This window comes from Sphingomonas sp., from assembly GCF_023266535.1.
Lineage (GTDB): Bacteria > Pseudomonadota > Alphaproteobacteria > Sphingomonadales > Sphingomonadaceae > Sphingomicrobium.
This window is the reverse complement of sequence record NZ_JAHFPY010000015.1, coordinates 1-23,845: the sequence shown is the minus strand read 5'-3', so window position 1 is coordinate 23,845 and position 23,845 is coordinate 1. Positions and strand designations below refer to the sequence as shown.

At 65.2% G+C, this 23,845-nt stretch carries 26 protein-coding genes; 18 read left to right on the top strand and 8 right to left on the bottom strand.

The annotated features are described in order from the left end of the window. The first annotated feature begins 196 nt into the window (after window positions 1–196). The gene (locus Q0C64_RS03750) at window positions 197–502 is read left to right on the top strand and encodes a PilZ domain-containing protein (protein ID WP_294120920.1); all 306 of its coding nucleotides are present in this window, start codon (window positions 197–199) and stop codon (window positions 500–502) included. A 13-nt stretch (window positions 503–515) separates the two neighbouring features. Then, window positions 516–830: a PilZ domain-containing protein gene (locus tag Q0C64_RS03745; RefSeq protein ID WP_294120918.1), complete on the top strand. Its 315-nt coding sequence runs from the start codon at window positions 516–518 to the stop codon at window positions 828–830. Here the strand turns inward: Q0C64_RS03745 and Q0C64_RS03740 are convergent. Next, entirely contained in the window at window positions 827–1,453 is a 627-nt protein-coding gene (locus tag Q0C64_RS03740; protein ID WP_294120916.1) for an arylesterase, read from the bottom strand. The genes Q0C64_RS03745 and Q0C64_RS03740 overlap by 4 nt on opposite strands. Before the next feature lie 56 nt (window positions 1,454–1,509). Here Q0C64_RS03740 and Q0C64_RS03735 point away from each other — a divergent pair, with 56 nt between their 5' ends. The 3 genes from Q0C64_RS03735 (at window position 1,510) to Q0C64_RS03725 (ending at window position 4,984) form a co-directional block, all read left to right on the top strand. Next, window positions 1,510–2,181, top strand: coding sequence for an ABC transporter ATP-binding protein (locus Q0C64_RS03735; RefSeq protein ID WP_294120914.1), 672 nt, complete (start codon window positions 1,510–1,512; stop codon window positions 2,179–2,181). Further along, window positions 2,178–4,661, top strand: coding sequence for an FtsX-like permease family protein (locus Q0C64_RS03730; protein WP_294120913.1), 2,484 nt, complete (start codon window positions 2,178–2,180; stop codon window positions 4,659–4,661). The genes Q0C64_RS03735 and Q0C64_RS03730 overlap by 4 nt, the downstream gene beginning before the upstream one ends. A 62-nt stretch (window positions 4,662–4,723) precedes the next feature. Next, complete coding sequence (locus Q0C64_RS03725; RefSeq protein WP_294120912.1) at window positions 4,724–4,984, top strand: hypothetical protein; 261 nt, start codon at window positions 4,724–4,726, stop codon at window positions 4,982–4,984. On the opposite strand, the gene Q0C64_RS03720 is transcribed toward Q0C64_RS03725, so the two are convergent. Next, entirely contained in the window at window positions 4,981–5,862 is an 882-nt protein-coding gene (locus Q0C64_RS03720; protein WP_294120911.1) for a peptidylprolyl isomerase, read from the bottom strand. The genes Q0C64_RS03725 and Q0C64_RS03720 overlap by 4 nt on opposite strands. 73 nt (window positions 5,863–5,935) lie before the next feature. Between Q0C64_RS03720 and purT the strand changes: the two genes are divergently transcribed. From purT to Q0C64_RS03690, 6 genes are read left to right on the top strand one after another with little or no spacing between them, the layout of a single operon-like run. Beyond that, the gene (gene purT / locus Q0C64_RS03715; RefSeq protein WP_294120910.1) at window positions 5,936–7,108 is read left to right on the top strand and encodes a formate-dependent phosphoribosylglycinamide formyltransferase; all 1,173 of its coding nucleotides are present in this window, start codon (window positions 5,936–5,938) and stop codon (window positions 7,106–7,108) included. 39 nt (window positions 7,109–7,147) lie between these two features. Next, on the top strand, window positions 7,148–8,155 hold the full coding sequence (gene argC, locus Q0C64_RS03710) for an N-acetyl-gamma-glutamyl-phosphate reductase (RefSeq protein WP_294120909.1): 1,008 nt from the start codon (window positions 7,148–7,150) through the stop codon (window positions 8,153–8,155). Next, window positions 8,152–9,318 (top strand): bifunctional glutamate N-acetyltransferase/amino-acid acetyltransferase ArgJ, encoded by a 1,167-nt coding sequence (gene argJ, locus Q0C64_RS03705; RefSeq protein ID WP_294120908.1) that lies wholly within the window; start codon window positions 8,152–8,154, stop codon window positions 9,316–9,318. Before argC ends, argJ begins: the two co-directional genes overlap by 4 nt. After that, window positions 9,315–10,205, top strand: coding sequence for an acetylglutamate kinase (gene argB / locus Q0C64_RS03700; RefSeq protein ID WP_294120907.1), 891 nt, complete (start codon window positions 9,315–9,317; stop codon window positions 10,203–10,205). The genes argJ and argB overlap by 4 nt, the downstream gene beginning before the upstream one ends. Continuing rightward, a complete protein-coding gene (locus Q0C64_RS03695; RefSeq protein WP_294120905.1) occupies window positions 10,175–10,636 on the top strand; it encodes a hypothetical protein in 462 nt (153 codons plus the stop codon). The genes argB and Q0C64_RS03695 overlap by 31 nt, the downstream gene beginning before the upstream one ends. 37 nt (window positions 10,637–10,673) lie before the next feature. Then, complete coding sequence (locus Q0C64_RS03690) at window positions 10,674–11,093, top strand: hypothetical protein (RefSeq protein WP_294120903.1); 420 nt, start codon at window positions 10,674–10,676, stop codon at window positions 11,091–11,093. A gap of 11 nt (window positions 11,094–11,104) precedes the next feature. Here the strand turns inward: Q0C64_RS03690 and Q0C64_RS03685 are convergent, their stop codons facing one another. The 3 genes from Q0C64_RS03685 to Q0C64_RS03675 form a co-directional block, all read right to left on the bottom strand. Continuing rightward, window positions 11,105–11,383 (bottom strand): hypothetical protein, encoded by a 279-nt coding sequence (locus Q0C64_RS03685; RefSeq protein WP_294120902.1) that lies wholly within the window; start codon window positions 11,381–11,383, stop codon window positions 11,105–11,107. Window positions 11,384–11,552: 169 nt separating this feature from the next. Next, window positions 11,553–11,678: a type B 50S ribosomal protein L36 gene (gene ykgO / locus Q0C64_RS03680; protein ID WP_006833921.1), complete on the bottom strand. Its 126-nt coding sequence runs from the start codon at window positions 11,676–11,678 to the stop codon at window positions 11,553–11,555. Window positions 11,679–11,760: 82 nt separating this feature from the next. Next, the gene (locus tag Q0C64_RS03675) at window positions 11,761–13,374 is read right to left on the bottom strand and encodes a M20/M25/M40 family metallo-hydrolase (RefSeq protein WP_294120901.1); all 1,614 of its coding nucleotides are present in this window, start codon (window positions 13,372–13,374) and stop codon (window positions 11,761–11,763) included. Window positions 13,375–13,589: 215 nt separating this feature from the next. Between Q0C64_RS03675 and Q0C64_RS03670 the strand changes: the two genes are divergently transcribed. From Q0C64_RS03670 to gpmA, 4 genes are all read left to right on the top strand, one after another. Then, window positions 13,590–14,276 carry a transposase gene (locus Q0C64_RS03670; protein WP_294120900.1) on the top strand — a complete coding sequence of 229 codons (687 nt, stop codon included), beginning with the start codon at window positions 13,590–13,592 and terminating at the stop codon, window positions 14,274–14,276. A 53-nt stretch (window positions 14,277–14,329) separates the two neighbouring features. Next, window positions 14,330–14,755, top strand: a complete 426-nt coding sequence (locus tag Q0C64_RS03665; protein WP_294120899.1) for a hypothetical protein — start codon at window positions 14,330–14,332, stop codon at window positions 14,753–14,755. A 284-nt stretch (window positions 14,756–15,039) separates the two neighbouring features. Then, window positions 15,040–16,209 (top strand): M14-type cytosolic carboxypeptidase, encoded by a 1,170-nt coding sequence (locus Q0C64_RS03660; RefSeq protein WP_294120898.1) that lies wholly within the window; start codon window positions 15,040–15,042, stop codon window positions 16,207–16,209. A gap of 92 nt (window positions 16,210–16,301) precedes the next feature. Further along, complete coding sequence (gene gpmA, locus Q0C64_RS03655) at window positions 16,302–16,988, top strand: 2,3-diphosphoglycerate-dependent phosphoglycerate mutase (RefSeq protein WP_294120897.1); 687 nt, start codon at window positions 16,302–16,304, stop codon at window positions 16,986–16,988. Window positions 16,989–17,023: 35 nt separating this feature from the next. Here gpmA and Q0C64_RS03650 read toward each other — a convergent pair whose 3' ends face one another. Continuing rightward, window positions 17,024–17,605, bottom strand: a complete 582-nt coding sequence (locus tag Q0C64_RS03650) for a GGDEF domain-containing protein (protein ID WP_294120896.1) — start codon at window positions 17,603–17,605, stop codon at window positions 17,024–17,026. Window positions 17,606–17,747: 142 nt separating this feature from the next. On the opposite strand from Q0C64_RS03650, the gene purE reads away from it, so the two are divergent. The 3 genes from purE to Q0C64_RS03635 all read left to right on the top strand — a co-directional run bounded on the left by purE (window position 17,748) and on the right by Q0C64_RS03635 (window position 19,742). Beyond that, window positions 17,748–18,230 carry a 5-(carboxyamino)imidazole ribonucleotide mutase gene (gene purE / locus Q0C64_RS03645; RefSeq protein ID WP_294120895.1) on the top strand — a complete coding sequence of 161 codons (483 nt, stop codon included), beginning with the start codon at window positions 17,748–17,750 and terminating at the stop codon, window positions 18,228–18,230. A 10-nt stretch (window positions 18,231–18,240) separates the two neighbouring features. After that, entirely contained in the window at window positions 18,241–19,299 is a 1,059-nt protein-coding gene (locus tag Q0C64_RS03640) for a 5-(carboxyamino)imidazole ribonucleotide synthase (RefSeq protein WP_294120893.1), read from the top strand. 110 nt (window positions 19,300–19,409) lie between these two features. After that, window positions 19,410–19,742 (top strand): hypothetical protein, encoded by a 333-nt coding sequence (locus tag Q0C64_RS03635; RefSeq protein ID WP_294120892.1) that lies wholly within the window; start codon window positions 19,410–19,412, stop codon window positions 19,740–19,742. 3 nt (window positions 19,743–19,745) lie between these two features. Here the strand turns inward: Q0C64_RS03635 and Q0C64_RS03630 are convergent, their stop codons facing one another. Further along, a complete protein-coding gene (locus tag Q0C64_RS03630; protein WP_294120890.1) occupies window positions 19,746–20,594 on the bottom strand; it encodes a serine hydrolase in 849 nt (282 codons plus the stop codon). A gap of 134 nt (window positions 20,595–20,728) precedes the next feature. Next, the gene (locus tag Q0C64_RS03625) at window positions 20,729–23,605 is read right to left on the bottom strand and encodes a pitrilysin family protein (protein WP_294120889.1); all 2,877 of its coding nucleotides are present in this window, start codon (window positions 23,603–23,605) and stop codon (window positions 20,729–20,731) included. Window positions 23,606–23,845: the final 240 nt, after the last annotated feature.

Genomic DNA, 23,845 nt, shown 5'->3' with positions numbered 1-23,845 from the left:
GTAACCCCTCGCAAAACGCCAATGACCCTGAGGTCAGTCGCGCCCATCCTAACAGGAATGAGCATACACAGGATGAACCGGCCGGACTAGGGGCGGGCATTGACCCCCGCCGCTTATTTACCCCGTGCCAACTAATCCTTAAGCAGTTGGGAAGCATAAGATTTGCAGGATTTGTCGCTTGAAAAGGAAAGGCCGCATGTCTTCGCGATTCCACCTTCACGGCGGGATGATTCCGCGCACCGTAAGGCGGATGTTCGACGAGCGCGCCGAGGACCGGATCGAGAGCGAATCCCAAACCGCGGTGCTGACGATCCGCGGCCGCAATCACATCGTCACGGTCCTCAACCTGTCGAGTTCGGGCGCGATGCTGCGCTTTTCGGGTGACGCCCACATCGGAGAAAGCGTTTCGGTTCAATTGCTTGATCGCGGCACCATCAGCGCCCAGGTGCGTTGGCTGCGCGACGGTCAATTGGGCGTATATTTCGCCAATCCGCTGGAGTAGCGTTGGCGTGGAGATGAATTTTCGGATGATCAAGGCGCGGATCGAAGAAGCGCGTGATTTGAGCGACCGCCGGCGCATGGCGCGGCACCCGGTCGAAATCGGGGCGCGCGTCCGCGAACTGGGCGCCGAGGGCTTCGAGGCCAAGGTGCTGAACATCTCCACCACTGGATTCATGGCCGAAGCCGAGGGCGACTTTGAAGTCGGCACCCGCATCTGGCTGATCCTGCCGGGCCGCGAGCGCGCCAATGCGCTGGTTCGCTGGATCGCCGGCAACCGGCTTGGCGCCGAATTCGCCGAGCCGATCTCGCTCGAGGGCCTGAGCGCCTAGTTCCCCAACGTCTGCTTTACGGCGGGCATTATCCCTGTGACGATCCGCTTCACCCCGGCAAAGGTCGGGTGCATTCCGTCGGCCTGCTGCATGCCAGGCTGGGCCGCGACACCGTCGAGGAAGAAGGGATAAAGCGCGGCGCCATGCCGCCGGGCCACGACTGGATAGAGCGCCTCGAACCGAGCCACATAGGCGGGATCGAGGTTCGGGGCGCCGCGCATGCCCGCCACCAGCACCTTGATCCTGCGCCGCTGGAGTTCCGCCAGGATCGCGTCCAGATTTTTCTCAGTGAGGGCGGGATCGAGACCGCGGAGCATGTCGTTGGCGCCAAGCTCGACGATGACCAGGTCGGGCTTGCGCGCCAGCCCGTCGAGCGTCCAGCCGAGCCGGGCCTTGCCGGCCTCGCTGGTGTCGCCCGAAACGCCGCCGTCGACGACAGTCGCGGCGAGCCCGTTACGCCGCAAGCTTGCCTGCAGTTGCGGAGCGAACCCCAGGCCCTGGTCGAGCCCATATCCGGCAGTGAGGCTGTCGCCGAAAGCGAGCACCAACGGCCGGCCGGCCGGCGGGCTGGCGCCAACCAGGGCGATCGACAGAAGGGCGGCGGCAATCGACCGGCGGATCATGGCGGCCAAGGTGGGGCCATTGTGACGGGCCCGCAAGCTTCCTAGCTACTCAAACCATGAGCCAGCCGCTGATTGACCTGAATGACGTCCGCCTGACCCTGGGCGAGGGCGACGTCCGCACCGAAATATTGAAAGGCGTCAGCCTAACCCTCCAGCCCGGCGAGAAGGTCGCCGTGTTGGGGCCATCGGGCTCGGGCAAGAGCAGCCTGATGGCGGTCGTTGCCGGCCTGGAACGGGCCGATTCCGGCGCAGTGCATCTTGGCGGGCAGGATATCGCCGATCTCAACGAAGACCGGCTGGCGCGGCTGCGCGGCCGGTCGGTCGGAATCATCCTCCAGGCCTTCCACCTGTTGCCGACCATGACCGCGCTGGAGAATGTCGCCGTGCCGCTGGAGTTGGCCGGCGTGGCCGACGCCAAGGATCGCGCCGCTTTCGAACTCGAAACTGTCGGCCTCAGCCATCGCCTGGCGCACTATCCAGCGCAGCTGTCGGGCGGCGAACAGCAGCGGGTGGCGATTGCCCGGGCGACCGCGCCCCGGCCCCAATTGCTGCTGGCCGACGAACCGACCGGCAATCTCGACAGCGCCAACGGCGCAGCGATCATCGACCTGCTGTTCGAGCGGGCCGGGGCTGCCGGCGCTGGGCTTTTGGTAATCACCCACGACCAGGCCGTCGCCGCCCGCGCCGACCGCATCCTGCACATGGCCGACGGGCTGCTCGCCGCGTGAGGCAGATTTTGAACCTGGCGCTGCGCGACCTGCGCGGCGGGCTGAAGGGACTTGGCCTGTTGTGGATCTGCCTGGCCGTGGCGATCGCCGGCCTCGCATCGGTCACCAGCCTGGCTTCCTCGGTCGACAGCGCCATTGCCGCCAATGGCCGCGACCTGTTGGGCGGTGACCTGATGCTGTCGGTCGCCCAGCGCGATGCCTCCGCCGACGAGAAGGCGGCGATCGAGCGGATCGGCCGGTCCTCGAAGAGCGTCACCACCCGGTCGATGCTGGTTGCGGGAAGCGGAGCCACGCAGCTGGTCGAGCTAACGGGCGTCGATGCCAATTGGCGGCTGGCCGGCGCGGTCGATTGGGGACCAGGTGGACGGCGGCCGGCAGGCGCCGAGGTGGCGCTTGGCCGCGAGGTCGTCGAACGCCTCGATTTGCGGCTCGGCCAGACAGTCCGGCTCGGTCATGCCAATTATCGGATCGTATCGATCCTGACCAAGGCTCCGGGCGGGAGCGGCTTCGCCCTCGCCCCGCCGGCCATCGTCGACGAGGCGGGACTTGCCCAAAGCGGGCTGATCCAGCCGGGCAGCATCAGCTCGACCAGCTATCGCATCCTGATGCCGGCCGGCGCCGATCCGGACGAAGCCGGCAAGGCCTTCCAGCGCCAGTTCCAGGACAGCGGCTGGCGCGCGACCGGCCGCGACGAAGCCGGCCAGGGCACCAGGCGCTTCATCGACCGGCTCGGCCAGATGCTGCTGCTGGTGGCACTGTCGGCGCTGGCGATCGGCGGGCTGGGCATGTCGAGCGCGGCCGCGGCCTTTGCCGCGTCACGGCGCCCAACCATTGCCATCCTGAAGCTGGTCGGAGCCAGCCGCCGAACGGTCACTGGACTGCTGCTGACCGAGATCGGGCTGATCGCCGCGACGGCCATTGTCGCCGGACTTGCGGTCGGCGCCTTCGCTCCGGCCCTGGTCGGCCAGTTCACGGCGGCCCTGCTGCCCGTCGCGCCGGATACCGCGCCGCAGTGGGCCGCACTGGGCAAGGCTGCAGTATTTGGAGTCCTGATCAGCTTCGCCGCCAGCTGGCGGATGGTCGCCAGCGCCGGCGACACCAGACCGGCCCGGTTGCTCCGCGGCGACGTCGGCAGTGCCGAGCCCGCCCGTTGGCCTAGCTTTGTGCCGCCGGTGATTGCGCTGGCGCTGGCGGCGGTCATCGCGATCAGTGGCGCCAGCGATCCATGGTTCGCCGCCGAGGGATTGGGCGGCATCGCGCTGGCGTGCGGCCTGTTAGCGCTGGTCGGAGTCGCGGTCCGTCGCATTGCCAGGGCGGCCAAGCATCTGGGCAGTCCGGTAACCAGGCTCGGCATCGCCGCGCTCGACCGGCCCGGCGCGGCCACCGGCCGGCTGGCGGTGTCGCTCGGCCTCGGCCTGACCCTGCTCGTCACCCTGGCCGGAACCGCATCGAGCATCCTCGCCGAGATCGATACGACGGTGCCGAAGAAGGCCCCCGCGCTGTTCCTGGTCGATATTCCGCGCGTTGAGGAGCCAAGGTTCAGGGCAATCGCCGCCAATGACCTGCCAGGCGCCGAACTGCGGCTGGTGCCGTCGCTGCGAGGGCCGGTGACCGCGGTCAACGGCGTGCGCGTGACCGAGATGCGCAACATCCCGGAAGGCGCCTGGATCCTGCGCGGCGACCGCGGCCTGACCTTCGCTCGCGACCTGCCGCCGGCCAACCGGATCGTCTCCGGCCAATGGTGGCCCAAGGATTATCATGGGGCCCCGCTGGTCAGCATCGATGCCGATGCGGCGACCGCGCTCAACCTCAAGGTCGGCGACACGCTGACCGTCACCGTCCTCGGCCGACCGATCGAGGCCCGCATCGCTTCGCTGCGCGAGATCGACTGGCGCAGCATGGGCTTCAACTTCGCCATCATCTTCGCGCCAGGCTCGCTCGAGGCCGCGCCCTATACGCTGATGGCCACCGCCTCCCCCGCGCCCGGCACCTCGACCATCGCCTTCGAGCGAAAGCTGGCTGCCGAGCTGCCGATGGTCAGCGCCATCCGCGTGTCGGACATCGTCGTGCAGGTGAAGTCGCTGCTCCAGTCGATCGACGGGGCGGTGAGGATCGCAACCGGCTTCGCCATCTTGATGGGGATGATCGTGCTGGCCGGGTCGGTCGTGGCCACCCGGCGCCGGCGCGGCCGCGACATCGTCCTGCTGCGCCTGGTCGGGGCAACCCGCGCCGAGGTAACCCGCAGCCAGCTGATTGAGTTCGCGCTGCTGTCGGCGGCGGTGGCGCTGACCGCCCTCGCTGTGGGAGCAATCGCCGCCCGGCTGATCGTCGTCGATATCTTCGAATTCCCGTTCAATCCGGACTGGCTGACGCTGGGGCTTATCCCGCTCGGCGCGATCCTGCTGGCGGTGCTGGCGGCATTCCTGGCGGCCATTCCAGCGCTTAACGCCCGTCCCGCAGAGGGACTGCGATCCTTATAAGGACCGTAACCATGAAACCGGGCTTGGCTTCGCTCGTTCAATCGGGCCGAAAGGAACTCCACATGGCTTCAGTTCCCACACTGAGCGACCTGCAGATGAAGCATGACCCGGCCGGGCGCGGCTATCATGTCGTCTATCGTGAGCATGAAGTGAATCACTGCCCGGGCTGCGGCAGGACCCAATGGCTGATCGGCCGGATGTCGGCGGAATGCGCCTTCTGCGCCACCGCCTTGCCGCTGGCCGAAGCCAGCATGCGCCATCACAAGTCGGCGGTGATCATCCAGCACCGCAACCGGGTCACGGATTCGGCCTGGGCGGCCTAGCCCGCCGGCACGGGCCTCACCGGTACGTTGATATTGCAGAGATCCGCACCGCCGGCAGGACGAATGAAGAAATCGTCCTGCCGGTTTTTTCGTGCGTGCAAATAAGCGGCGAAGGACGGGCCGGTCAGATATTCGAAGCGCGGGCGCTCCGCGGCGGGCAGGTCGGCCGCCAGCCTGGCACTGACGATCGGGACGTCCGACGAGCGTTCCTTGTAGAAGCCGAGCGCCTCCGTACCGCGCGGCAGCGAACTCATCGCCTCAAAGCCGGCCACGATCCGGCCGACCAGTGCGATGTTGCGGTCGAGATGGCGCGGCGCATGGCCGATCACCGCGTAAAGCTCACCGCCGCTGCCGGTATCGGGCGAGAGGTTTCGGCCAACGCCGACCATCGCATAGCAATGGGCGAGGTTGGCGGTGCCCGCCTTGGGATCATAGGCGACCGGCCAACCAGCAGCGAAACCGGCGGCCGGCGCATAGGCGTCGGGCGAACCCAACGGCGTAATCGCCAGGCCCTTGCGGGCGCGATGATATTCGGCGGGCGGCTTCGCGACGACGCCGGCCGGGAAGGCCTTGTCGCTCTCATTATTGCCCCACTGGACGACATAATTGTCCTGGACCCGGTAGATGTTGGCGCTGTCCCACCAGCCGCCGCGAGCCAAGGCGCGGATATTGGCGACATGGACCGGCGCGAAGGCCGGCGCCAATTGCATCACCACCTTCTTGCCGCCCTGAAGCTCGAAGATGACGAGGTCTTCGGCGGGGACTTCGCGCCAGTCTGCCCGGGGCGCGGCGGCGACGATCTCGCTGGGCGTCCTGGGCTTGGCGGCGGGTGCGGCGGCGATGAGGGGAATGAGGGCAAGGGCGGCAAGTCGGCGCATGGCGGAGCCTTTCATGGATCGGTGGGAACATTGCCGCCTCCCCAACTTCGCGCAAGCCCGCTAGGTGGCATGCATGTACCTCTCAACGATCATGCTGCTTGGCTCGGGCGAACTGGGCCGTGAATTCACCATCGCCGCCAAGCGGCTCGGCTGCCGGGTGATTGCCTGCGACCGCTACGACAATGCCCCGGCGATGCAGCTGGCGGACGCACGGGAGGTGTTCCCGATGCTCGACGGGGCGGCGCTCCGGGCAGCGGTCGAGAAGCATCGACCCGACTATATCATTCCGGAGATTGAGGCGATCGACACGGCGACGCTGGCCGAACTGGAGCGCGAGGGCTGGCACGTCGTCCCGTCGGCCAAGGCGGTCCAGCTGACCATGAACCGCGACGGCATCCGCGATTTCGCCGCACAGGAACTCGGCCTCACCACCTCGCGCTACCTGTTCGCCGAGACCCGCGACGAAGCGATCGCCGCTGCGGCGACGGTCGGCCGTCCTGCCGTGGTCAAGCCGGTCATGTCGTCGAGCGGCAAGGGCCAGAGCGTCGCGCGCTCCGAAGAAGAGTTGGGCACCGCGTTCGACTATGCGGTGGCCAATATGCGCGGCGACCGGCCGCGAGTGATCGTCGAAGAATTCATCGCCTTCGACAGCGAGATCACGCTGCTGACGGTCGCGACCAGGGATGGCGTCCTGTTCTGCCCGCCGATCGGCCATCGCCAGGAGGGCGGTGATTACCGCGAGAGCTGGCAACCGGCGGCGATTTCCGAGGCGGCGCTGGGATCGGCCCGGCACCAGGCGCGCAAGGTCGTCGAAGCACTGGGCGGATGGGGGATCTTCGGAGTCGAATTCTTCATCTGCGGCGACCGGGCGATCTTCTCCGAGCTGAGCCCGCGCCCGCATGACACCGGCATGGTCACGCTGATCGGCCAGAGCCCCAATGAGTTCGAGCTTCACCTCCGCGCGATCCTCGGCCTGCCAATCCCGGCGATCGAGCTCGGCGGGCCGTCGGCCTCGGCGGTGATTCTGGCGGACCGGGAGAGCCATGATTTCGGCTTTGCGGGCGTGGTGGAAGCGTTGGCGACCGGGGAACCGGGCAGGCCGGTTGATGTGCGGATTTTCGCCAAGCCCAACACGCTCAAGAACCGGCGGATGGGCGTCGCGCTGGCGCGCGATACGGACGTTGAGCGGGCGAAGGACCGCGCGGTCGCCGCGGCCTCCAAGGTAAAAATCGAATATCGCGACTGAGTAATTGCATATTCATGCATGAATATGCATATGACGCGCATGATTCGTGCCACGATCTTCGGCGCCTCCGGCTATGTCGGCGGCGAATTGATGCGCCTCATCGCCCAGCATCCGGCGATCGAGGTCGGCGTCGCGTTCGGCGCATCCAACGCCGGGCAAATGGTGGCGTCAGTCCATCCGCACCTGGCGCTGGCCTATCCGCAGATGGAATTTTCAGCCTGGAATGCGACGAAGTTACGGGGCTGCGACCTGATCCTTGCCGCCCTGCCCCATGGCGAGACGCAGCGGCTGGCCGACGAGCTGCTTGCCCCTGATATTCCATTGGTCGACCTCGGCGCCGACTTCCGCCTCGACAGCGCCGCCGAGTTCGAGCGCTGGTATGGCGAGCCGCACGCCCGCCCCGAGCTGCTCGGTAGCTTCACCTACGGCCTGCCCGAATTCTTCCGGGAAGAAATCAGGGGCTCGAAGCTGGTTGCCGCCCCCGGCTGCTACCCGACCGCCGCCAATCTGGCGCTGAAGCCGCTGGTCGATGCGGGCGTGATCGAGAAACAGGGCATTATCGTCGATGCCGCTTCGGGCGTTAGCGGCGCCGGGCGATCGGCCAACGCCGGCACCCATTTCTGCAGCGTCGACGGCAGCTACCGCGCCTACGGCCTCATCAAGCATCGCCACACCGCCGAGATGGAAATGGTGTCCGGCGCCGAGGTGCTGTTCACCCCGCACCTGATGGCTGCCAGCCGGGGCATCCTCGCCAACTGCTATGCCAGGGCCACAAGTCCAAGCGACCCACTGGCAATATTGCGTGAAGCCTACGCCGGAGAGCTTTTCGTCCATGTCGGCGAGACCCCGCCCGAGACCAAGTGGGCGACCGGCTCCAACTCCGCCTTCCTCAGCGCGCGCTTTGACGAGCGCACTGGCACCGTCGTCACGCTCGCCGCGATCGACAATCTCGGCAAGGGCGCGGCCGGTCAGATGATTCAGTGCGCCAATCTGATGCTCGGCCTCGAAGAGACGGCGGGCCTGTCGAACATGGGAGTCTATCCGTGAGCGTCACTCTTGCCGAAGGCTTTGTCGCATCGGGCCTTGCCGCCGGGATCAAGACCGGCGGGCGCCGCGATATGGCGCTGCTGGCAACCGATGACGGCAAGCCGGTTCCGGCCGCCGCGGTGTTCACCCAGAACAAGTTTCGCGCACCACCGGTCGAGGCCAGCCTGGAGCGGCTGACGGTTTCGGGTGGATATGCGGCGGGCGTGGTGGTCAACAGCGGCAACGCCAACGCCGGCACCGGGGCCAAAGGGCGCGAGGATGCGGAGGAAATGTGCGCCTCGGCGGCCAAAGCGATCGGCTGCGATCGCCGCGACATGCTGGTCTGCTCGACCGGGCTCATCGGTTACCGGCTGCCAATGCGGAAGATCCTGACCGCCGTCCCGGCGCTCGGTAAGGCGCTGACCCGGAACGGGCACCGCGACGCGGCCAAGGGCATCCTCACCACCGACACCAGGCCAAAGGAGGCGCAGTTCGTCCGCGATGGCTATGCCGTCGGCGGCATGGCCAAGGGCTGCGGCATGCTGGCGCCCAACATGGCGACGATGCTGGCCTTCCTTACCACCGACGCCGAGCTTACGCCCGAAGAGCTAAAGCCGATCCTGTTCCGCGCCGCCGATGCGACGTTCAATGCGCTGATCACCGACGGCGCCACCTCGACCAATGACACGGTCATGCTGTTCGCCAGCGGGCGGAAGGGCCGGCCCGCCGACCTTGCCAAGTTCGAGGATGACGTGCGGCAAGTGTGCGAGGAGCTGATGCTGCAGATGGCGCGCGACGCCGAGGGCATGACCAAGCTGGTCGTGGTCAACGTCATCGGCGCGGCGAGCGATGCCGAAGCGCGCCATGTCGCGCGTTCGATCAGCAACAATAACCTCATCAAATGCAGCTGGTATGGCGCCGACGCCTATTGGGGCCGGCTGTTGGCCGAAGCGGGATCATGCGGCGTCGAGTTTGAAACCGAATGCTCCGCCGTCAGCTACGGCAGAATCAAGGTCGCCGAGGCAGGCGTCGAAATCCCGCATGATGCCGACAAGGTTCGCGCCCATATGAAGGGCGACGAAATCGACATCGTCGTCGACCTGGGCCTCGGCAGCGGCAAGGGCCGCGCGGTGTCGGTCGACCTCGGCCCCGGCTACATCAAGGAAAATGCGGCGACGTCATGATGAATGCCAACGACACCGCGCGCATCCTGATCGAGGCACTGCCCTACATCCGCCGCTTCACCGGCAAGACCATCGTCGTCAAGGTCGGCGGACTGCCGATGACCGACCCGGAACGCATGCGCAGCCTGGCCAAGGACATTTTGCTGCTCCACTCGGTTGGCATCCGCCCGGTGCTGGTCCATGGCGGCGGCCCGCAGATTGATGTCGAAATGGCCAAAGCGGGGATCGAGGTCAAGCGGGTCGATGGCCTCCGCGTGACTGACGCCGACACGCTCGACATTGTCCGGATGGTATTGGTCGGCAAGACCAACCGCGAACTGGTCGCCGCGATCAACGCGCTCGAGCCAGTGGCGATCGGTGTTGCCGGCGAGGACGGGCGGCTGCTCGAGGTCGAGCCGGTCGACGAGCGGCTCGGCTTTGTCGGACGCGTGACCAAGGTTCGCGGCGCACTGCTTCACGATTTCCACGATGACGGGCTGATTCCGGTGGTGTCGACGGTCGGCGCGGACGCGACGGGCCAGTCATACAACATCAATGCCGATGATGCCGCCCGGGCCATCGCGGTAGCGATGCAGGCGGAAAAGATCATTTATCTGACCGGGACGCCGGGCCTGCTCGAGGATCCGCAAGATCCGACAACGCTGGTCCATCGGTTGACGGCATCCGAGGCGCGGAGGCGCATCGACGATGCCAGCGTGACCGGCGGCATGATCCCGAAGCTCATCGCCTGCGCCGAAGCGGTCGAGGGCGGCACCGGCAGCGCGCACATGATCGACGGCCGCGCCGAACATGCCATATTGGTCGAGCTGTTCACCGATGAAGGGATCGGTACGATGGTCATCGAGGAGGCGGCGTCATGTCCAGCAAAAGCCAGCGCCAGCGATTGATTGCCGACTGGCTGCGCGAGTTTCGCGTCGGCAGCCAGGAGGAAGTGGTTGCGCGCCTGTCACTGGCCGGGATTGCCGCGACGCAAGCAACGGTCAGCCGCGACCTGCTGGAGCTGGGAGCGGTCAAGCTGAAGCGCGACGGATCGATCCGCTATGTCATGCCCGACCAGGTCGAACCCGGCCATGCCGCCGCCAAGCTCGACCGGCTGCTCGCCGAATGGGTCGATGCGATCATTCCGGCGGGGAACCTGCTGGTGCTGAAAACGCCGCCCGGATCGGCCAATTTGGTCGCCAACGCGCTCGATGCGGCCGGGCTGGAAGAGGTGGCCGGGACGCTGGCCGGAGACGACACGATTTTCGTTGCCCTGGCCGATGGCGCAAATCCCAATATGGTCGCGGCAATGTTGCAGCGCCGGCGGTCGGGAGCCTAAGGCAAGCAGCAGCGTTGGCGCTGAGAAGGAGAAGAAGATGCGTAGCGCGGCCCTGATGCTTCCCCTGATCATGCTGACCAGCTGCAAGGGCGGCGCGCCGGCCGAGCAACCGGTACAGAACGACATCATGGTCCGCAGCGAGGCGCAGCAGCAGCTGTTCAACCTGAACGATCTCGACCGGGCGATCGCCCTCAAGCGTGCCATCGCCGACCAGGGACTGACCTGCGCGCGGATCGTCTCGACCGGCTATGTCACCCGCTACAAGGACATGGACATGTGGACCGCCCGCTGCGCTGATGAACGCCAATGGGCCTTATTTATCGCCGCCAACGACAGCGTCCAGGTCCGCCTCTGCGATGACAATGAGAAAGTCGGCCTGCCGGCCTGCAAAGTTAAGCCCGGCACCGAGGGCGGCACCGGGCTCGAGAATATCAAACTCACCAACAGCGCGGGCTAGCCAGCCACAGGCTACTCGTCACACTTGCGGGTTTCCTTATATTCACCCGCTGCCGACTTTTCCTTGATCGTGACGCATTTGCCCTGGCGGATTTCCTCGCGCCAGCTGCCGTCAGCGTTGGTCACGCGATTGCCCTTGGGCACGCGCTTGCCGTCCTTGATTTCCCAATTGAAGCTGTTCGGGGTGGCCTGGTCGTTGCTAGGGGTCGCCTGGGCATAGGCCGCCGAAGCCGCGGTCGCGGCCAGGGCGACGGCGCCAGCACCAAGAACAATCTTCCACATGCGAGTCATGTCACTCACTCCTTGGCCGCGAGAGATAGGCGAATCGAGCTTAACGCGCGCTGAAATGTTCGTTCACCCGCTAGAACGCGCGAATCGCTGACAATTTTCCAAGTTCCGGACGCAAAAAAGCCCCCGCCGGGAAGGCGGAGGCCTTTTGAAGCCTTGCGGACTGGGCTGTTTAGCCTTGTCTCGCCTTGAAGCGGCGGTTCGTCTTGTTGATGACGTAAGTCCGGCCGCGACGGCGAATCACCCGGCAATCGCGATGACGCGACTTCAGCGACTTCAGGGAATTGCGAATCTTCATGGCCGGAACGCCTGCCTTCGTTTGTCTAAGGTTGTCGGAGGTATGAAACCGGCGGCTCCCCTATGGTGAGAGCGCCGGTAAGTCAAGGCGCGCGCGGCCCCTTGGCATCGAACAGATCGCCGAAATAGTCGCCCTTGAGCCACATCGGCCGCTGCGCCGCGTCGGCCATTTCGCGGGCGATGCGATAATTGAGCAGCGCGTAGCGGGCGCCCGAATCCCAATCGATTCTCTGGCTGAGGTCGTCCTGGGGCGAGTGGTAGACTTTGCCGAGATAGGATCCCCAGGCCGCGGCGCCGCCATTGGCATAGCCGGTCATCAGCAGCACCGCCGGAACGCCCTTGCGGACGAACTGGTAATGGTCGGAGCGGGTGAAGATCGCTTCCTGCGGCATCGGGTCGGGCGCAACCGCGACCCCCATCGACCGGCCCGCATCGGCGACCGTCGCGCCGATCGTCGAATGGTCGGCCCCGAACGCCGTGACGTCGGTGAAGGGATAGAGCAGCACCGGCATGTCGAGATCGACCAGCCCGACGATGCTGTCGGCCGCTACGGTCGGGTGGTTGGCATAATAGTCCGCACCAAGCAGGCCGCGCTCCTCACCGGTATTGGCGATGAACAGGACGGAACGCTTTGGGCGCACCGGCTGGGCGGCGAACTGCCGCGCCGCTTCGAGCATGGTCGCGACGCCGGCGGCATTGTCGAGCGCGCCGTTGTAGATCGCGTCCTCACCCGGCTTGGCATCCTGCTTCATGCCGAGATGGTCGAGATGGCCCATCAGCACGACATGCTGGGCGGCGAGGGCGGGATCGGAGCCCTTGAGCAGCCCGATCACCTCGGGGCTGGTGAAATCCTCCCACTTGCTCTCCGATTCGACGGCGAGAACCGGCTTGAGCTCGAACCCGCGCAAATGTCCTTTGGCCTTGGCTTCGTCCCGGATCGCCGCCAGCGACCTGGGCGCGCCGTCGAACAGCCTGGCGGCCATATCCTGCGAGAAGCTCAACAGCAGCTGCAGGCCAGGCGGGGTCGAACCGGCCCGGCCATCGGCATCGACCCAATCGACCAGCGGACGACCGCCGCGGCGGACCGGATCGCCCCGCCCCGTCGAGCCGTCGTTGCGCGGGAGTTCGACAAAGCCGATCGCGCCCTCGCTCGCCGCGACCAGATCCTTGCTCGACTTGAGATGGGCATCGACGTCGCTAGGAAGCCCCGCCGGCGTTCCCGCCAGGGCAATGACGATCTTCCCCTTGACGTTGAGCCCGCGATAATCGTCGAACCCGTAGCGCCGATCCTTGAGGCCGAAGCCGACGAACACAAAGCCGGCACTGAGCTTGCGCGACCTGGCAATGACGCTGGGACGCAGGCCCGCATCCTTGCCAACTTCGAGCGCGACCGGCTTGCCGCCGATCATCAGGGTCAGTTTCGGCTGCTGTTCATAGGAGGCGCGGCGGAACGGCACTTGCTGGAACCAGCCGCCTTTTTCCCCGCCGGGCTCAAGCCCGATCGCCCGGAACTGCGCCGCGACATAGTCGGCGGCGATGGCATGGCCGCGCGATCCGGTGTCGCGGCCCTCAAGATTGTCCGACGCGAGAAACTCGACATCGCCGCGGATCCGCCGGGCCATAGCCGGATCGGCCGACGGCACCTGCGCCAGGGATGGTACGGCAACAAGCAGGAAGGCGGCGGCAAGCAAACGCATTGGCGGCTCCGAAAAACATTCGGCGTTAACCGCCGCTTAGGTCGGTCAGGGCTAGTCGACCCGGCGGCGGCGCGCCAGTGCCGCCGACCGCCGTTCGTCGAAAGGGTAATTGGTCGAAAGGTAATTGGGGACAGTTTGACTTGTCCCTGATTAGGCCATGCTTGCGCCGCCCCATATTCCCGCTAGTCTCCGCCTCGCTCGGGATCGGAGGCAGCGTGGCGCGTCTTGCCCGTTTGGTAATCCCAGGCATTCCCTATCATGTCACCCAGCGCGGCAATCGCCGCCAGCAGACCTTCTTCGAGGATGGCGATTTCGCCCTCTACCGTGATCTGCTAGCCGAGGCATCCCGGCGTTCGGGCGCCGAGATCTGGGCCTATTGCCTGATGCCCAATCATGTTCACCTGATCATCGTGCCGTCGGATGAGGACGGCCTGCGCCGCATCTTCGCCGACGCGCACCGGCGCTACACCGGCTTCATCAATGCGCGGCACCGATGGACCGGGCACCTGTGGCAGGGGCGGTATGGGGCTGTAGCGATGGATGAAGAGCATTTGGTCCACGCCACGCGCTATGTCGCGCTCAATCCGGTTCGAGCGAGGCTGTGTGATCGGGCAGAAGATTGGCAATGGTCGAGCACCAGGGCGCATCTGGCCGGGAAGGACGATCGGCTGGCGGCGGTCGCGCCGCTCCTCGATCGGGTCGGCGATTTCGCGGCCTTCCTCGGCAGCGAGGAGGATCAGCAAGCGACGCGGGCCTTGCGCATGGCGGAGACGACCGGCAGGCCGGTAGGCGGAGCGGAATGGATCGAGCGATTGGAGCAGCTGAGCGGCCGGTCGCTGGCTCCGAGGAAAAGGGGGCCGAAGCCGAAGAAAAATAATGGCGCAGGTGTTTCGAGTATTTAGTAAACTGTCACCGTAATCTGTGTTATTAACAGTATAACATCAGGAACATGTCAATGAAAAAAGCGCCATTCATTATTGCAATGATTGTCGTTATTGTAGCATTTGGACTGATGGCAAAAAGTATTTTTGGGGGGGATGCCAGTGGAAAATTATGCAGAATAGCAGATTATTCGTGTAATCTTGATAATTATCTTGCCGACATACACAAGAGACCGCCAATTTTCACAAACGCAAATTCTGTAGCGATCCTGAACGATGTTTCGATCCGCAAAAATATTCAAGGAGTCATGTCCAAAGATGACTATGAGGCAACGAGTATGCTGCGAGTAGTTCTTTCCTATCCGCAACAAGTGCAGATGGATATTTATAACTCAACGCAAATAATGGAAGATTTCAGATTACGAGGAAGGGAAATAAGTTCTCTATATCAGCGAAAAGAATTTGAGAGATTGCTTTCTGAAATTTCATGTAACACGTAGTACGCCCCGTTAGGATTACGTGACAGTTTTGGATTACGGTGCCAATTACGGTGACAGTGCACTAATTCCCCAACCGGAGGCATTTCCGCCCGGCCGCCTGCCGGAATCGCCGCAGGCGGAACGCTTGAGACAGGTTCGGCCTCGCTTCGACAGCTCTTCGCGCTGCTCGGGCGGCGCTTCGCGCCGGCCTCGCCGCGCTCGGTGTCTCGCCCATTTGCCCATCGCCGCACTGGGCATTATGAGGCCGCCCACAGGTTCAATCTGCCAAACCCCAAGGACTATTCATGAGCATCACGATTTCGAGCGCGTTCGACGCCGGTAACATTCGCGTCGTCGACGCCCAAGGCGACACCATCGACCTCGAAATCGTCAAGGACCATATGAGTGACTTTCACCAATGGTTCCATTTCCGCCTGGCCGGCGCCGGCGGCCGCGAGGTCACGCTGCGCCTGACCAATTGCGGCAGCGCCGCCTATCCAGACGGGTGGCCCGACTATAAGGCTTGCGTGTCGCTCGACCGCGAGGACTGGACCCGGATCCAGGGCACCAGCTATGCCGATGGCGTCCTCACCATCCGCTTCGTGCCCGAGACCGACCTGGTGTGGGTGGCCTATTTCGCGCCTTACTCAATGGAGCGGCACCATGACCTGGTGTCGACCGTCGCCGCCCTTCCCGACGTCGAATATCGCAGCCTGGGCAAGAGCCTCGACGGCCAGGATATCGACTGCCTCGAACTGGGCGAGGGCGAACTCAATGTGTGGCTCTATGCCCGCCAGCATCCCGGCGAGACGATGGCCGAATGGTGGATGGAAGGAGCGCTCGAGAAGCTGACCGATCCCGACGATCCCGTCTCGCGCGTGCTGCGCCGCGAGTGCAGCTTCCACATTGTCCCCAACATGAACCCGGACGGGTCGCGGCGCGGGCACCTGCGCACCAATGCGGTCGGCGTGAACCTCAACCGCGAATGGCACGCGCCGACGGCCGAGAAGAGCCCGGAAGTGCTGTTCGTCCGCAATGCGATGGACGAGACCCCGCCCGATTTCGCCATGGACGTCCATGGCGACGAAGCGATCCCGGCCAATTTCCTCGCCGGTTTCGAGGGCATCCCGTCGATCAGCGAGCGGCAGACGCGGCTGTTCCATCTGTTCAGCGAGACGCTGGAGCGGGTGTCGCCCGATTTCCAGACCCGCAAGGGCTATGAAGTGGCCAAGCCCGGCGAAGCCAATATGTCGATGTCGACCACCCAGCTGGCCGAGCGCTACGGCTGCGTGTCGATGACGCTGGAAATGCCGTTCAAGGACAATTTCGACCTGCCCGACGAGGTCTATGGCTGGAGCCCGGAACGGTCGAAGTACCTCGCCGCTGCCTGCCTCGACAGCCTCTACGCGATCCTGCCGGACCTGAAGCAGGCCAAGGTGGAGCGCGCCGGGGCAGCCGAGAAGGTCGAGGCATAGCGACGATCCTTCGATACGGGCCTGCAACCGGCTTCGCCGGCTCAGCCCCTACTCAGGATGAGCGGTTGTAGTTTGAAAAGGGACGCCAACTAATGCCGACGCTTGTCCTGCTGCGCCACGGCCAGTCGCAGTGGAACCTCGAGAACCGCTTCACCGGCTGGTGGGACGTCGATCTGAGCGAAAAGGGCATCGCCGAGGCGCGCGATGCCGGGCGGATGCTGGCCGACAAGGGCTATGAATTCGATCGCTGCTTCACCTCGCTGCAGACGCGGGCAATCCGCACGCTGCACCTGGTGCTGCACGAGCTCCAGTCGCTGTGGCTGCCGGTGGCCAAGGACTGGCGGCTGAACGAACGCCACTATGGCGGGCTGACCGGGCTCAACAAGCAGGAGATGATCGACCGGGTCGGGGCCGAGCAGGTCAAGATCTGGCGGCGCTCGTTCGACATCCCACCGCCGCCGCTGGCTGCCGACAGCCCCTACCAGCTGGCTGGCGACCGGCGTTACAAGGGGATCGCCATCCCCGATACCGAAAGCCTCAAGGACACGATCGCGCGCGTGCTGCCCTATTATGAGGCGGAGATCGCGCCGGTGCTGAAGCGCGGCGAGCGGGTGATGGTCTCGGCCCATGGCAATTCGCTGCGGGCGCTGGAAAAGCATCTGTCGAACATTGCCGATGGGGACATCGTCGGGCTGGAAATCCCGACCGGCCAGCCGATCGTTTACGAGCTCAACGACGATTTGTCGGTCAAGGACCGCTTTTACCTTAGCGAACGGTAAGCCGCAGCGGCAGCAACAACGCAGTCCCCGGACTACTATGCTGCCGCTTTAACCCGGTACATCGCCTTGTCGGCCCGAGCGAGGACGGTGGCGGGCGTATCGCCCTTTTCGATCAGCGTGACGCCGATCGCCACCGATAGCGGCATCGGCGCGCCTTCGAACAGGCATTCGCCGTCGGCGATGATGTGGACCAGCCGCTCGGCGGTCTCGAGAGCGCTCTTCTCGTCGGCATGATCGAGCAGCACGCAGAATTCGTCGCCGCCCAGCCGGGCGACGCAATCGTTGGTCCTGGTGCCTTCGAGCAGCTTTTCCGCGACCGTCACCAGCGCGGCGTCGCCGCCCATATGGCCGTAGCTGTCGTTAAGGACTTTGAGATCGTTCAAGTCGACGAACAGCACCGCGGCGGGCGTCCCGTGGCGCTCGTGGCGGGCGATCATCGTTTCGAGCTCGCGAAGCATGCCGCGGCGGTTGGCGAGCGGCACCAACGGATCGCGATGGGCGAGCCGGTCCAACTCCTCGACCCGTGATTCGAGCCTGGATACTTCCGCCCGCAGCCGTGCAATTTCCTCTAGCAATTGCGCCGGCTCGCGCTGCTCCAAGGCAACGTCGTGCACCATTCAACCCCCACTAGCTCCCAATCGCATAATCGAGAAGGGTGACAATGTGGATTCTCATTCCTGCACCTGTCCCGGATTGCGCCAGCCGCGTCGCCCCTCTAAGCCGCCAATTCCCCGGGGCTAGCGTAGGGAAATAAGGGTCATGGCCGATCCGTTGATCGGAATCATCATGGGCAGCACTTCCGACTGGGAGACAATGCGCCATGCCGCTGAAACGCTCGATGCCCTCGGCGTGATCCATGAAAGCCGCGTGGTGTCGGCGCATCGCACGCCCAAGCGGCTCTACGACTATGCCCATTCGGCCAAGGACCGCGGCCTCAAGCTGATCATCGCCGGTGCCGGCGGGGCGGCCCATCTGCCGGGTATGGCCGCATCGATGACCGAATTGCCGGTGCTTGGCGTGCCGATCGAGAGCAAGACGCTGAAAGGCATGGATAGCCTGCTGTCGATCGTCCAGATGCCGGCCGGCATCCCGGTCGGGACATTGGCGATCGGCAAAGCCGGGGCGATCAATGCCGCTTTGCTGGCGGCGGCGGTGCTGGCGTCGACCGACGAGGCATTGGGCGCACGGCTGGCGGAATGGCGGGCGAAGCAGACGGCAGCCGTTCCCGAGACTCCTGAGTGAGACGTCGTTAGTGGCTTTGGCTCCCGGTTCCACCATTGGCATCCTGGGCGGCGGCCAGCTCGGCCGGATGATGGCGCTGGCCGCAGCGCGGATCGGCTATGAATGCCATATCTTCGACCCGCACGAGCGGCCCTGCGCGGCCGAAGTGTCGGCGCATTTCACCCGGGCAAAGTTCGACGATGAGCAAGCGCTGCGCCGGTTTGGCGCCGGCTGCGATGTCGTCACCTATGAATTCGAGAATCTGCCGGTCGAGCCGCTGCGCGTCCTTGGCGACAGACTGAAGCCGGGCCTCAAGTCACTGGCCGTCGCCCAGGACCGGGGTGATGAGAAGAGCTTTCTGGAGGACGCCGGCGCCAAAGTGACGCCGTGGCGGGCCGTTGCCAGCCTGGAAGACGCCCAGGCCGCGGTGGCGGAGCTTGGCTTGCCGGTCGTGCTCAAGACCCGCCGCTACGGTTACGACGGCAAGGGGCAGGCCTGGATCCGTGACGCGGGAGATGCGCAGGAGGCGTGGGACGCCATTGGCCGCGAGCCCGCGGTCGCCGAAGCCGGGGTGAATTTCGACGCCGAATTCAGCGTGGTGATCGCGCGAACCGCGGACGGAACCAGCCGCGCTTTTCCCCTAACGCGCAATCATCATGAGGGCGGCATCCTACGAACCTCGACGGTCCCCGCCGGGCCGGCCATCGATGCCATGGCGGATCGTGCGATCGCGGCAGCCAGGGCGATTGCCGATTCCCTGGGCCATGTCGGGGTGCTGACGGTCGAATATTTCGCCACCGCCGATGGACCGCTGGTCAACGAGATTGCGCCGCGGGTCCACAACAGCGGCCACTGGACGATCGAAGGTGCGCATACCTCGCAGTTCGAGCAACATCTGCGCGCCATCCTCGGCCTGGCGCTCGGCGATGCGTCGCTGGTCGCGGGCAGCGCCGTGATGGAGAATTTGATCGGTTCCGAAATTGACCGCTGGGCCGACATTTTGGCGGAGCCGGGCGCCGACCTCCACCTCTACAACAAGGGCGAGGCCCGGCCCGGACGCAAAATGGGGCACGTCACCCGGCTGAGCTAGCGGGTCCGGGCAACTTCCCTCGTCCCAAAGCGTTTCCAACAGCGAGGGGCATTTTTTGAAGACAGGGGCTTTGGCCTGCGCAGCATCTGCGCGGCCGCATGGAGCTTGTCATGAAGAGACTGGTTTATCTTTTTGCCGCGGGCGTAATGGCACTTTCGCCGGGCGCGACGCTGGCCAAGCCGGGCAACAGTCATGGCGCGACCAACGGTACGGGCTGGGATCATTTCAACGGTCCTAGCCATTCGACCGGACAACCCGGTGCCGAGTGTGAAGATGTCCGGCCCGGCCATGCCTCGAGTGCGCCCGGATCGGCCTTCAACCCCGACGGCAATGCCGGCACCCGCTATGCCGGCGAGCAGCCGCAGAACAGCCGCAACAGCTCGTCAATCTCGCAATATGACGTGGCCTGCCTGAACCAGGAGAATAACCACTCCCCCGAATAGGGGTCAGCGCCCGCCGTAGGCGGTCACGAACGGGTAGCGGAACGAGGCGGTGAAACCGTCGTAGATGGCGCGGGCGGCCTCCGCGATCCCGCGCGGGCGGTCGCTGCCGCCGCGGGCGAAGATGGCAACGGCGATCCGCCGGCCATCTGGCAAGGTAATGAACCCGACGTCATCGGTCAGGCCGGTGAGCGTTCCGGTCTTATGTTCGACCAGCGTGCCGGCGGGCAGCAGGGCGCGGATGCGATTGCTGCCGGTTATGCAGCGGGCCATCATCACCTGCAGGAAGGAACGGCTCTGCGGCTTCAACACATTGCCGGTTTCAATCTTCTTTAAGAGCTCGATCATCGCCAGCGGCGTGCTGGAATCGCGCGGATCGCGCAGGTCGCGCCGATCGCTGAGCAGCTGGGCAATGGTCCGGTTGACGCTGATGCCCGAAAGCCCTTGCCAGTCGACCCACTGCTGCACCGTCTGCGGCCCGCCGAGATTGCGGATCAGCAGGTCGGTCGCATAATTGTCGGAGCGCACCAGCATCGCCTCCAGCAGCGAATAGGCGCTGCGGCCGGCAATCGTCTGGTCGAGCGTGCGCCGTCCATGATCGACTTGCGTCAGATAGGCGGCTGCGACCGCCAGCTTGACCGTGCTGGCCATGGGGAAGGCGACGTCGCCGTTGATGCTGACCGTCCGGCCGGAAGTGAGGTCGAGCGCGGCAATGCCGTACTCGCCCGATTTACCGGCGACCAGTCCCGCCAGCTGCTGTTCCAGGGAAATCAGCTCGGGCGACGTAGCCGCGGCCGCAGGCTGGGCCAGGAACGCCAAAAGCCATCCCAGGATTGCCAGCAAGCGCATCGCCATTCCCGCTCCCACCCCGTTGAATCCGATATTCTATCGCAGAAACTATCTAAACTGTTCCCTAACAATAGCATGATCCCGCCACGGGACAGCGCGAAAAAGCATGTTTTCGGCGCAAATCCCGTGGCGACCAGTGCCTAGCGGGCCTCGATGACCTCGACCGGAATGCCCAATTTGTCGAGTTGCGGCTTCACCTTGGCGGCGTCGCCGACCACCACCCAGACGAAGCCGTTGGGGTCGATCGTCCCGCGGATCGCCTGGTCCAGGCTGGCCGCGGTGTAGCTGCGATATTTGGCCGCCAGCGACTCCTGATAGTTGGTCGGCCGGCCAAAGAGGTCGTTGGACATCATCGCACCGAGAACCGCGCCCGATGTCTCGAACTGGCCCGGCAGGGCGTTGACCCGGTTGGCGATCGTCCGGGTGAATTCCTCGTTGTTGACGCCCTTGGACTTCAAGAATTCGGCAATGTCATGGTTGAGAGCAACGATCGAATCCCCGGTGCGGTCGGCCTGGACCGGCGCCGAAATGACATAGGGCACGGCTTTTTCGCTGAGCTGCGCCCGGCCGCTGACGCCATAGGACCAGCCCTTGGCTTCGCGCAGGTCCATGTTGATCCGGCTGAGGAAATTGCCGCCGAGCACGTCGTTGGCGGCGATCAGCGCCTCGATATTGTTGCGCGGGTCGGCCGGCGTCAGCTGACCACCGGAAATGACCGACTGCGGCGAATCCGGACGATTGACCAGCACGATCCGGGGCGCCGTCGGCCGCGCCGGCGGAGCGCTGAACTGCTTGACCCCGGCCGGAGTTGCCGGCGCCGCCCACTGCCCGAACTCGGCTTCGATCATCGGCTGGATTTCGGCCAGCGGACGGTCCGAGACGACGAAGATCTTGAGCCGGTCGGGACGCAGCCAGGCTTGCTTGAAGCCGACCAGTTCATCGCGGCTGAAGCGGGCAATCGCCGCGGCATCGCCGCCGGCCAGCGTGGCATAGGGGTGATTGGGCCCGAACAACAGGGTCGGCAGCACCCGCTGGGCAATGCCATTGGGATCCTTCTGCAGCTGCTTGATCGCCGTCAGGCGCTGGGTGCGCACCCGTTCCAGCTCGGCGGCATCGAAGGCGGGATTTTTGACGATGTCGCCCATCAGGGCGAGCGACGGCGCCAGATTGGCCGACAGCGCCGACATGCTGACCGACGACCGGTCGAGCGAACTGCCGGTATCGATGTTGGCGCCAAGCCGCTCCTCGGCTTCGGCCAGCTTCTGCGACGACAGGGTCGTGGTGCCCTCGTCGAGCATCGACATGACCATCGATTGCAGACCGCGCGCGCCTGGCGTGTCGGATGCTTCGCCGGCATCGAACGACAGTGCCAGTTGGGTCACCGGGACGGCGTTGCGCTGGGCATATTGCAGCTCGACCCCGTTCGACAGGCGGGTGACCGTGACATCGGGAAAATCAAGCGCGGTCAGCGTGCCGACCGGCGGAACGTCGCGCTTCGGACCTGCCTTGCCGGCCTTCATGTCCTTGTTGGGGAGCTTGCCGCCCTTGGCGGCGACCGACTTGGCCTCTTCATAGGGTGGCCGGGCGCCCGGCTCGAGCCGCAGCGACAGGGCCGGCCTGGTCAGCCACTGGGCCATCGCCGCCTTGACCGCCGCCGGGGTGATCGAGGCGTAGGTGGCGAGGTTGCGGGCATACCAATTGCTGTCGCCGGCAAAAGTCTGGCCCTCGGCCAGGGTCACGGCTTTGCCGCCGAAGCCGCCGACCTGCTCCAGCCCGCGGATGCGGCCGCCGACTTCGCTCAGCGACGCGCGCTGGACCTCGTCCTCGGTCGGGCCCTTGGCGATGAAATCGGCGACCAGCTCGTCGAGCCGCTTTTCGACCACCGCCGGATCGATGCCCGGCTTGACCGTCGCCGAGACGTTGAAGATGCCGACGCGCTGGAAAGCGAAGAGGCCGGCCGAGACCGAGGTCGCCAGCTTCTCGTTGCGGACCAGCACCTCGTCGAGCCGCGAACTGGCGAGGCCGCCGAGCACCGAACCGCCGACGTCGAGCGCGACCAGCTGGTCGTCGAGCAGGCCGGGCACCGGCCAGTAGCGCGACACGCTGGTGGTCGCGACATTGTCCTTCATCACCACCGACTGCGGCGCGGACAGCGGGGTCACCGCCGCCTGGGCGACATTGTTGACCGGGCCGCGCGGGATCGAGGCGAAATATTTCTCGACCAGTGGGCGGGCGGCGGCGGCGTCGATGTCACCGGCCAGCACCAGCACCGCGTTGTTTGGGCCATATTTGTCGCGGAACCAGCCGCCGACGGTTTGCAGGCTGGCGACGTCGAGGTCGGCCATCGAGCCGATCGTCGAGTGATGATAGGGGTGGCCCTCTGGGAATAGCGTCTCCAGCACCTTGTAAAAGACCAGCCCGCCGGGCCGGTTGTCGCCCTGCCGCTTTTCGTTCTGGACCACGCCGCGCTGGTTATCGAGCACGCCCTGGCTGATCGCGCCGAGCAAATGCCCCATGCGGTCGCTCTCCATGAACAGCGCCCGGTCGAGCGCGCCGGTCGGGACCGTCTCGAAATAGTTGGTGCGATCGAACGAGGTGGTGCCGTTATAGTCGGTCGCGCCGACCTGCTGCAGGTAGGTGAAATAGTCGCCCGGCAAATTCTCGGTGCCGTTGAACATCAGATGTTCGAACAGATGGGCGAAGCCGGTCTTGCCCTTGGGCTCGTCCTTGGAGCCGACGTTGTACCACATGGAAACGGCAACCACGGGCGCCTTGTGATCTTCATGAACGATCACGGTAAGGCCGTTGTCGAGCACGAACCGGGTGTGCGGAATGGTCACGTCCTGGATCAGCGAGCTGACCGGAACCGGTTCGGCTGGCGGGGGCGCCGGGGCCGGAGCGACCGCGGCGACCAGCTCGCGCGTGGCGGCGGATTCGACGGCCGGGTTCGGCGCGCAGGCGGCCAGCAGCGAGCTGCTGGCAAGCAGGATGGACAGGCGACGGTCGATTAAACGCATGAATTTATTTCCCATTCCCGAGGATTGCGGCGGACCCTAGAGGCTCCGCCCAGCGATGCAACTTTGTTCGATGAACGTCGGGCGTTCGTCGACAAACGGCGCGGCCGAGGACTGACCCCGACCGCGCCTCTTTTTGCTGTCCTACTCGTCGCGTTTCTGGTTCAAAATATCCGATGACGATTTCCGTTATCTGCGACCGCTGCCGGGTCGCCGGCACTGCCAGGACCGGCAACTTCTCCG

Bases quoted from the DNA above. Each gene is read 5' to 3' on its own strand.
- Q0C64_RS03630 (WP_294120890.1), bottom strand. From the start codon at position 20,594: ATGGCGATGCGCTTGCTGGCAATCCTGGGATGGCTTTTGGCGTTCCTG.
- Q0C64_RS03725 (WP_294120912.1), top strand. From the start codon at position 4,724: ATGGCTTCAGTTCCCACACTGAGCGACCTGCAGATGAAGCATGACCCG.
- Q0C64_RS03740 (WP_294120916.1), bottom strand. From the start codon at position 1,453: ATGATCCGCCGGTCGATTGCCGCCGCCCTTCTGTCGATCGCCCTGGTT.
- gpmA (WP_294120897.1), top strand. From the start codon at position 16,302: ATGCCGACGCTTGTCCTGCTGCGCCACGGCCAGTCGCAGTGGAACCTC.
- Q0C64_RS03695 (WP_294120905.1), top strand. From the start codon at position 10,175: ATGTCCAGCAAAAGCCAGCGCCAGCGATTGATTGCCGACTGGCTGCGC.
- Q0C64_RS03745 (WP_294120918.1), top strand. From the start codon at position 516: ATGAATTTTCGGATGATCAAGGCGCGGATCGAAGAAGCGCGTGATTTG.
- Q0C64_RS03665 (WP_294120899.1), top strand. From the start codon at position 14,330: ATGAAAAAAGCGCCATTCATTATTGCAATGATTGTCGTTATTGTAGCA.
- ykgO (WP_006833921.1), bottom strand. From the start codon at position 11,678: ATGAAGATTCGCAATTCCCTGAAGTCGCTGAAGTCGCGTCATCGCGAT.
- Q0C64_RS03635 (WP_294120892.1), top strand. From the start codon at position 19,410: ATGAAGAGACTGGTTTATCTTTTTGCCGCGGGCGTAATGGCACTTTCG.
- Q0C64_RS03720 (WP_294120911.1), bottom strand. From the start codon at position 5,862: ATGCGCCGACTTGCCGCCCTTGCCCTCATTCCCCTCATCGCCGCCGCA.
- Q0C64_RS03690 (WP_294120903.1), top strand. From the start codon at position 10,674: ATGCGTAGCGCGGCCCTGATGCTTCCCCTGATCATGCTGACCAGCTGC.
- Q0C64_RS03660 (WP_294120898.1), top strand. From the start codon at position 15,040: ATGAGCATCACGATTTCGAGCGCGTTCGACGCCGGTAACATTCGCGTC.
- argB (WP_294120907.1), top strand. From the start codon at position 9,315: ATGATGAATGCCAACGACACCGCGCGCATCCTGATCGAGGCACTGCCC.
- Q0C64_RS03735 (WP_294120914.1), top strand. From the start codon at position 1,510: ATGAGCCAGCCGCTGATTGACCTGAATGACGTCCGCCTGACCCTGGGC.
- Q0C64_RS03650 (WP_294120896.1), bottom strand. From the start codon at position 17,605: ATGGTGCACGACGTTGCCTTGGAGCAGCGCGAGCCGGCGCAATTGCTA.
- argC (WP_294120909.1), top strand. From the start codon at position 7,148: ATGATTCGTGCCACGATCTTCGGCGCCTCCGGCTATGTCGGCGGCGAA.
- purE (WP_294120895.1), top strand. From the start codon at position 17,748: ATGGCCGATCCGTTGATCGGAATCATCATGGGCAGCACTTCCGACTGG.
- Q0C64_RS03685 (WP_294120902.1), bottom strand. From the start codon at position 11,383: ATGACTCGCATGTGGAAGATTGTTCTTGGTGCTGGCGCCGTCGCCCTG.
- purT (WP_294120910.1), top strand. From the start codon at position 5,936: ATGTACCTCTCAACGATCATGCTGCTTGGCTCGGGCGAACTGGGCCGT.
- Q0C64_RS03625 (WP_294120889.1), bottom strand. From the start codon at position 23,605: ATGCGTTTAATCGACCGTCGCCTGTCCATCCTGCTTGCCAGCAGCTCG.
- Q0C64_RS03675 (WP_294120901.1), bottom strand. From the start codon at position 13,374: ATGCGTTTGCTTGCCGCCGCCTTCCTGCTTGTTGCCGTACCATCCCTG.
- Q0C64_RS03750 (WP_294120920.1), top strand. From the start codon at position 197: ATGTCTTCGCGATTCCACCTTCACGGCGGGATGATTCCGCGCACCGTA.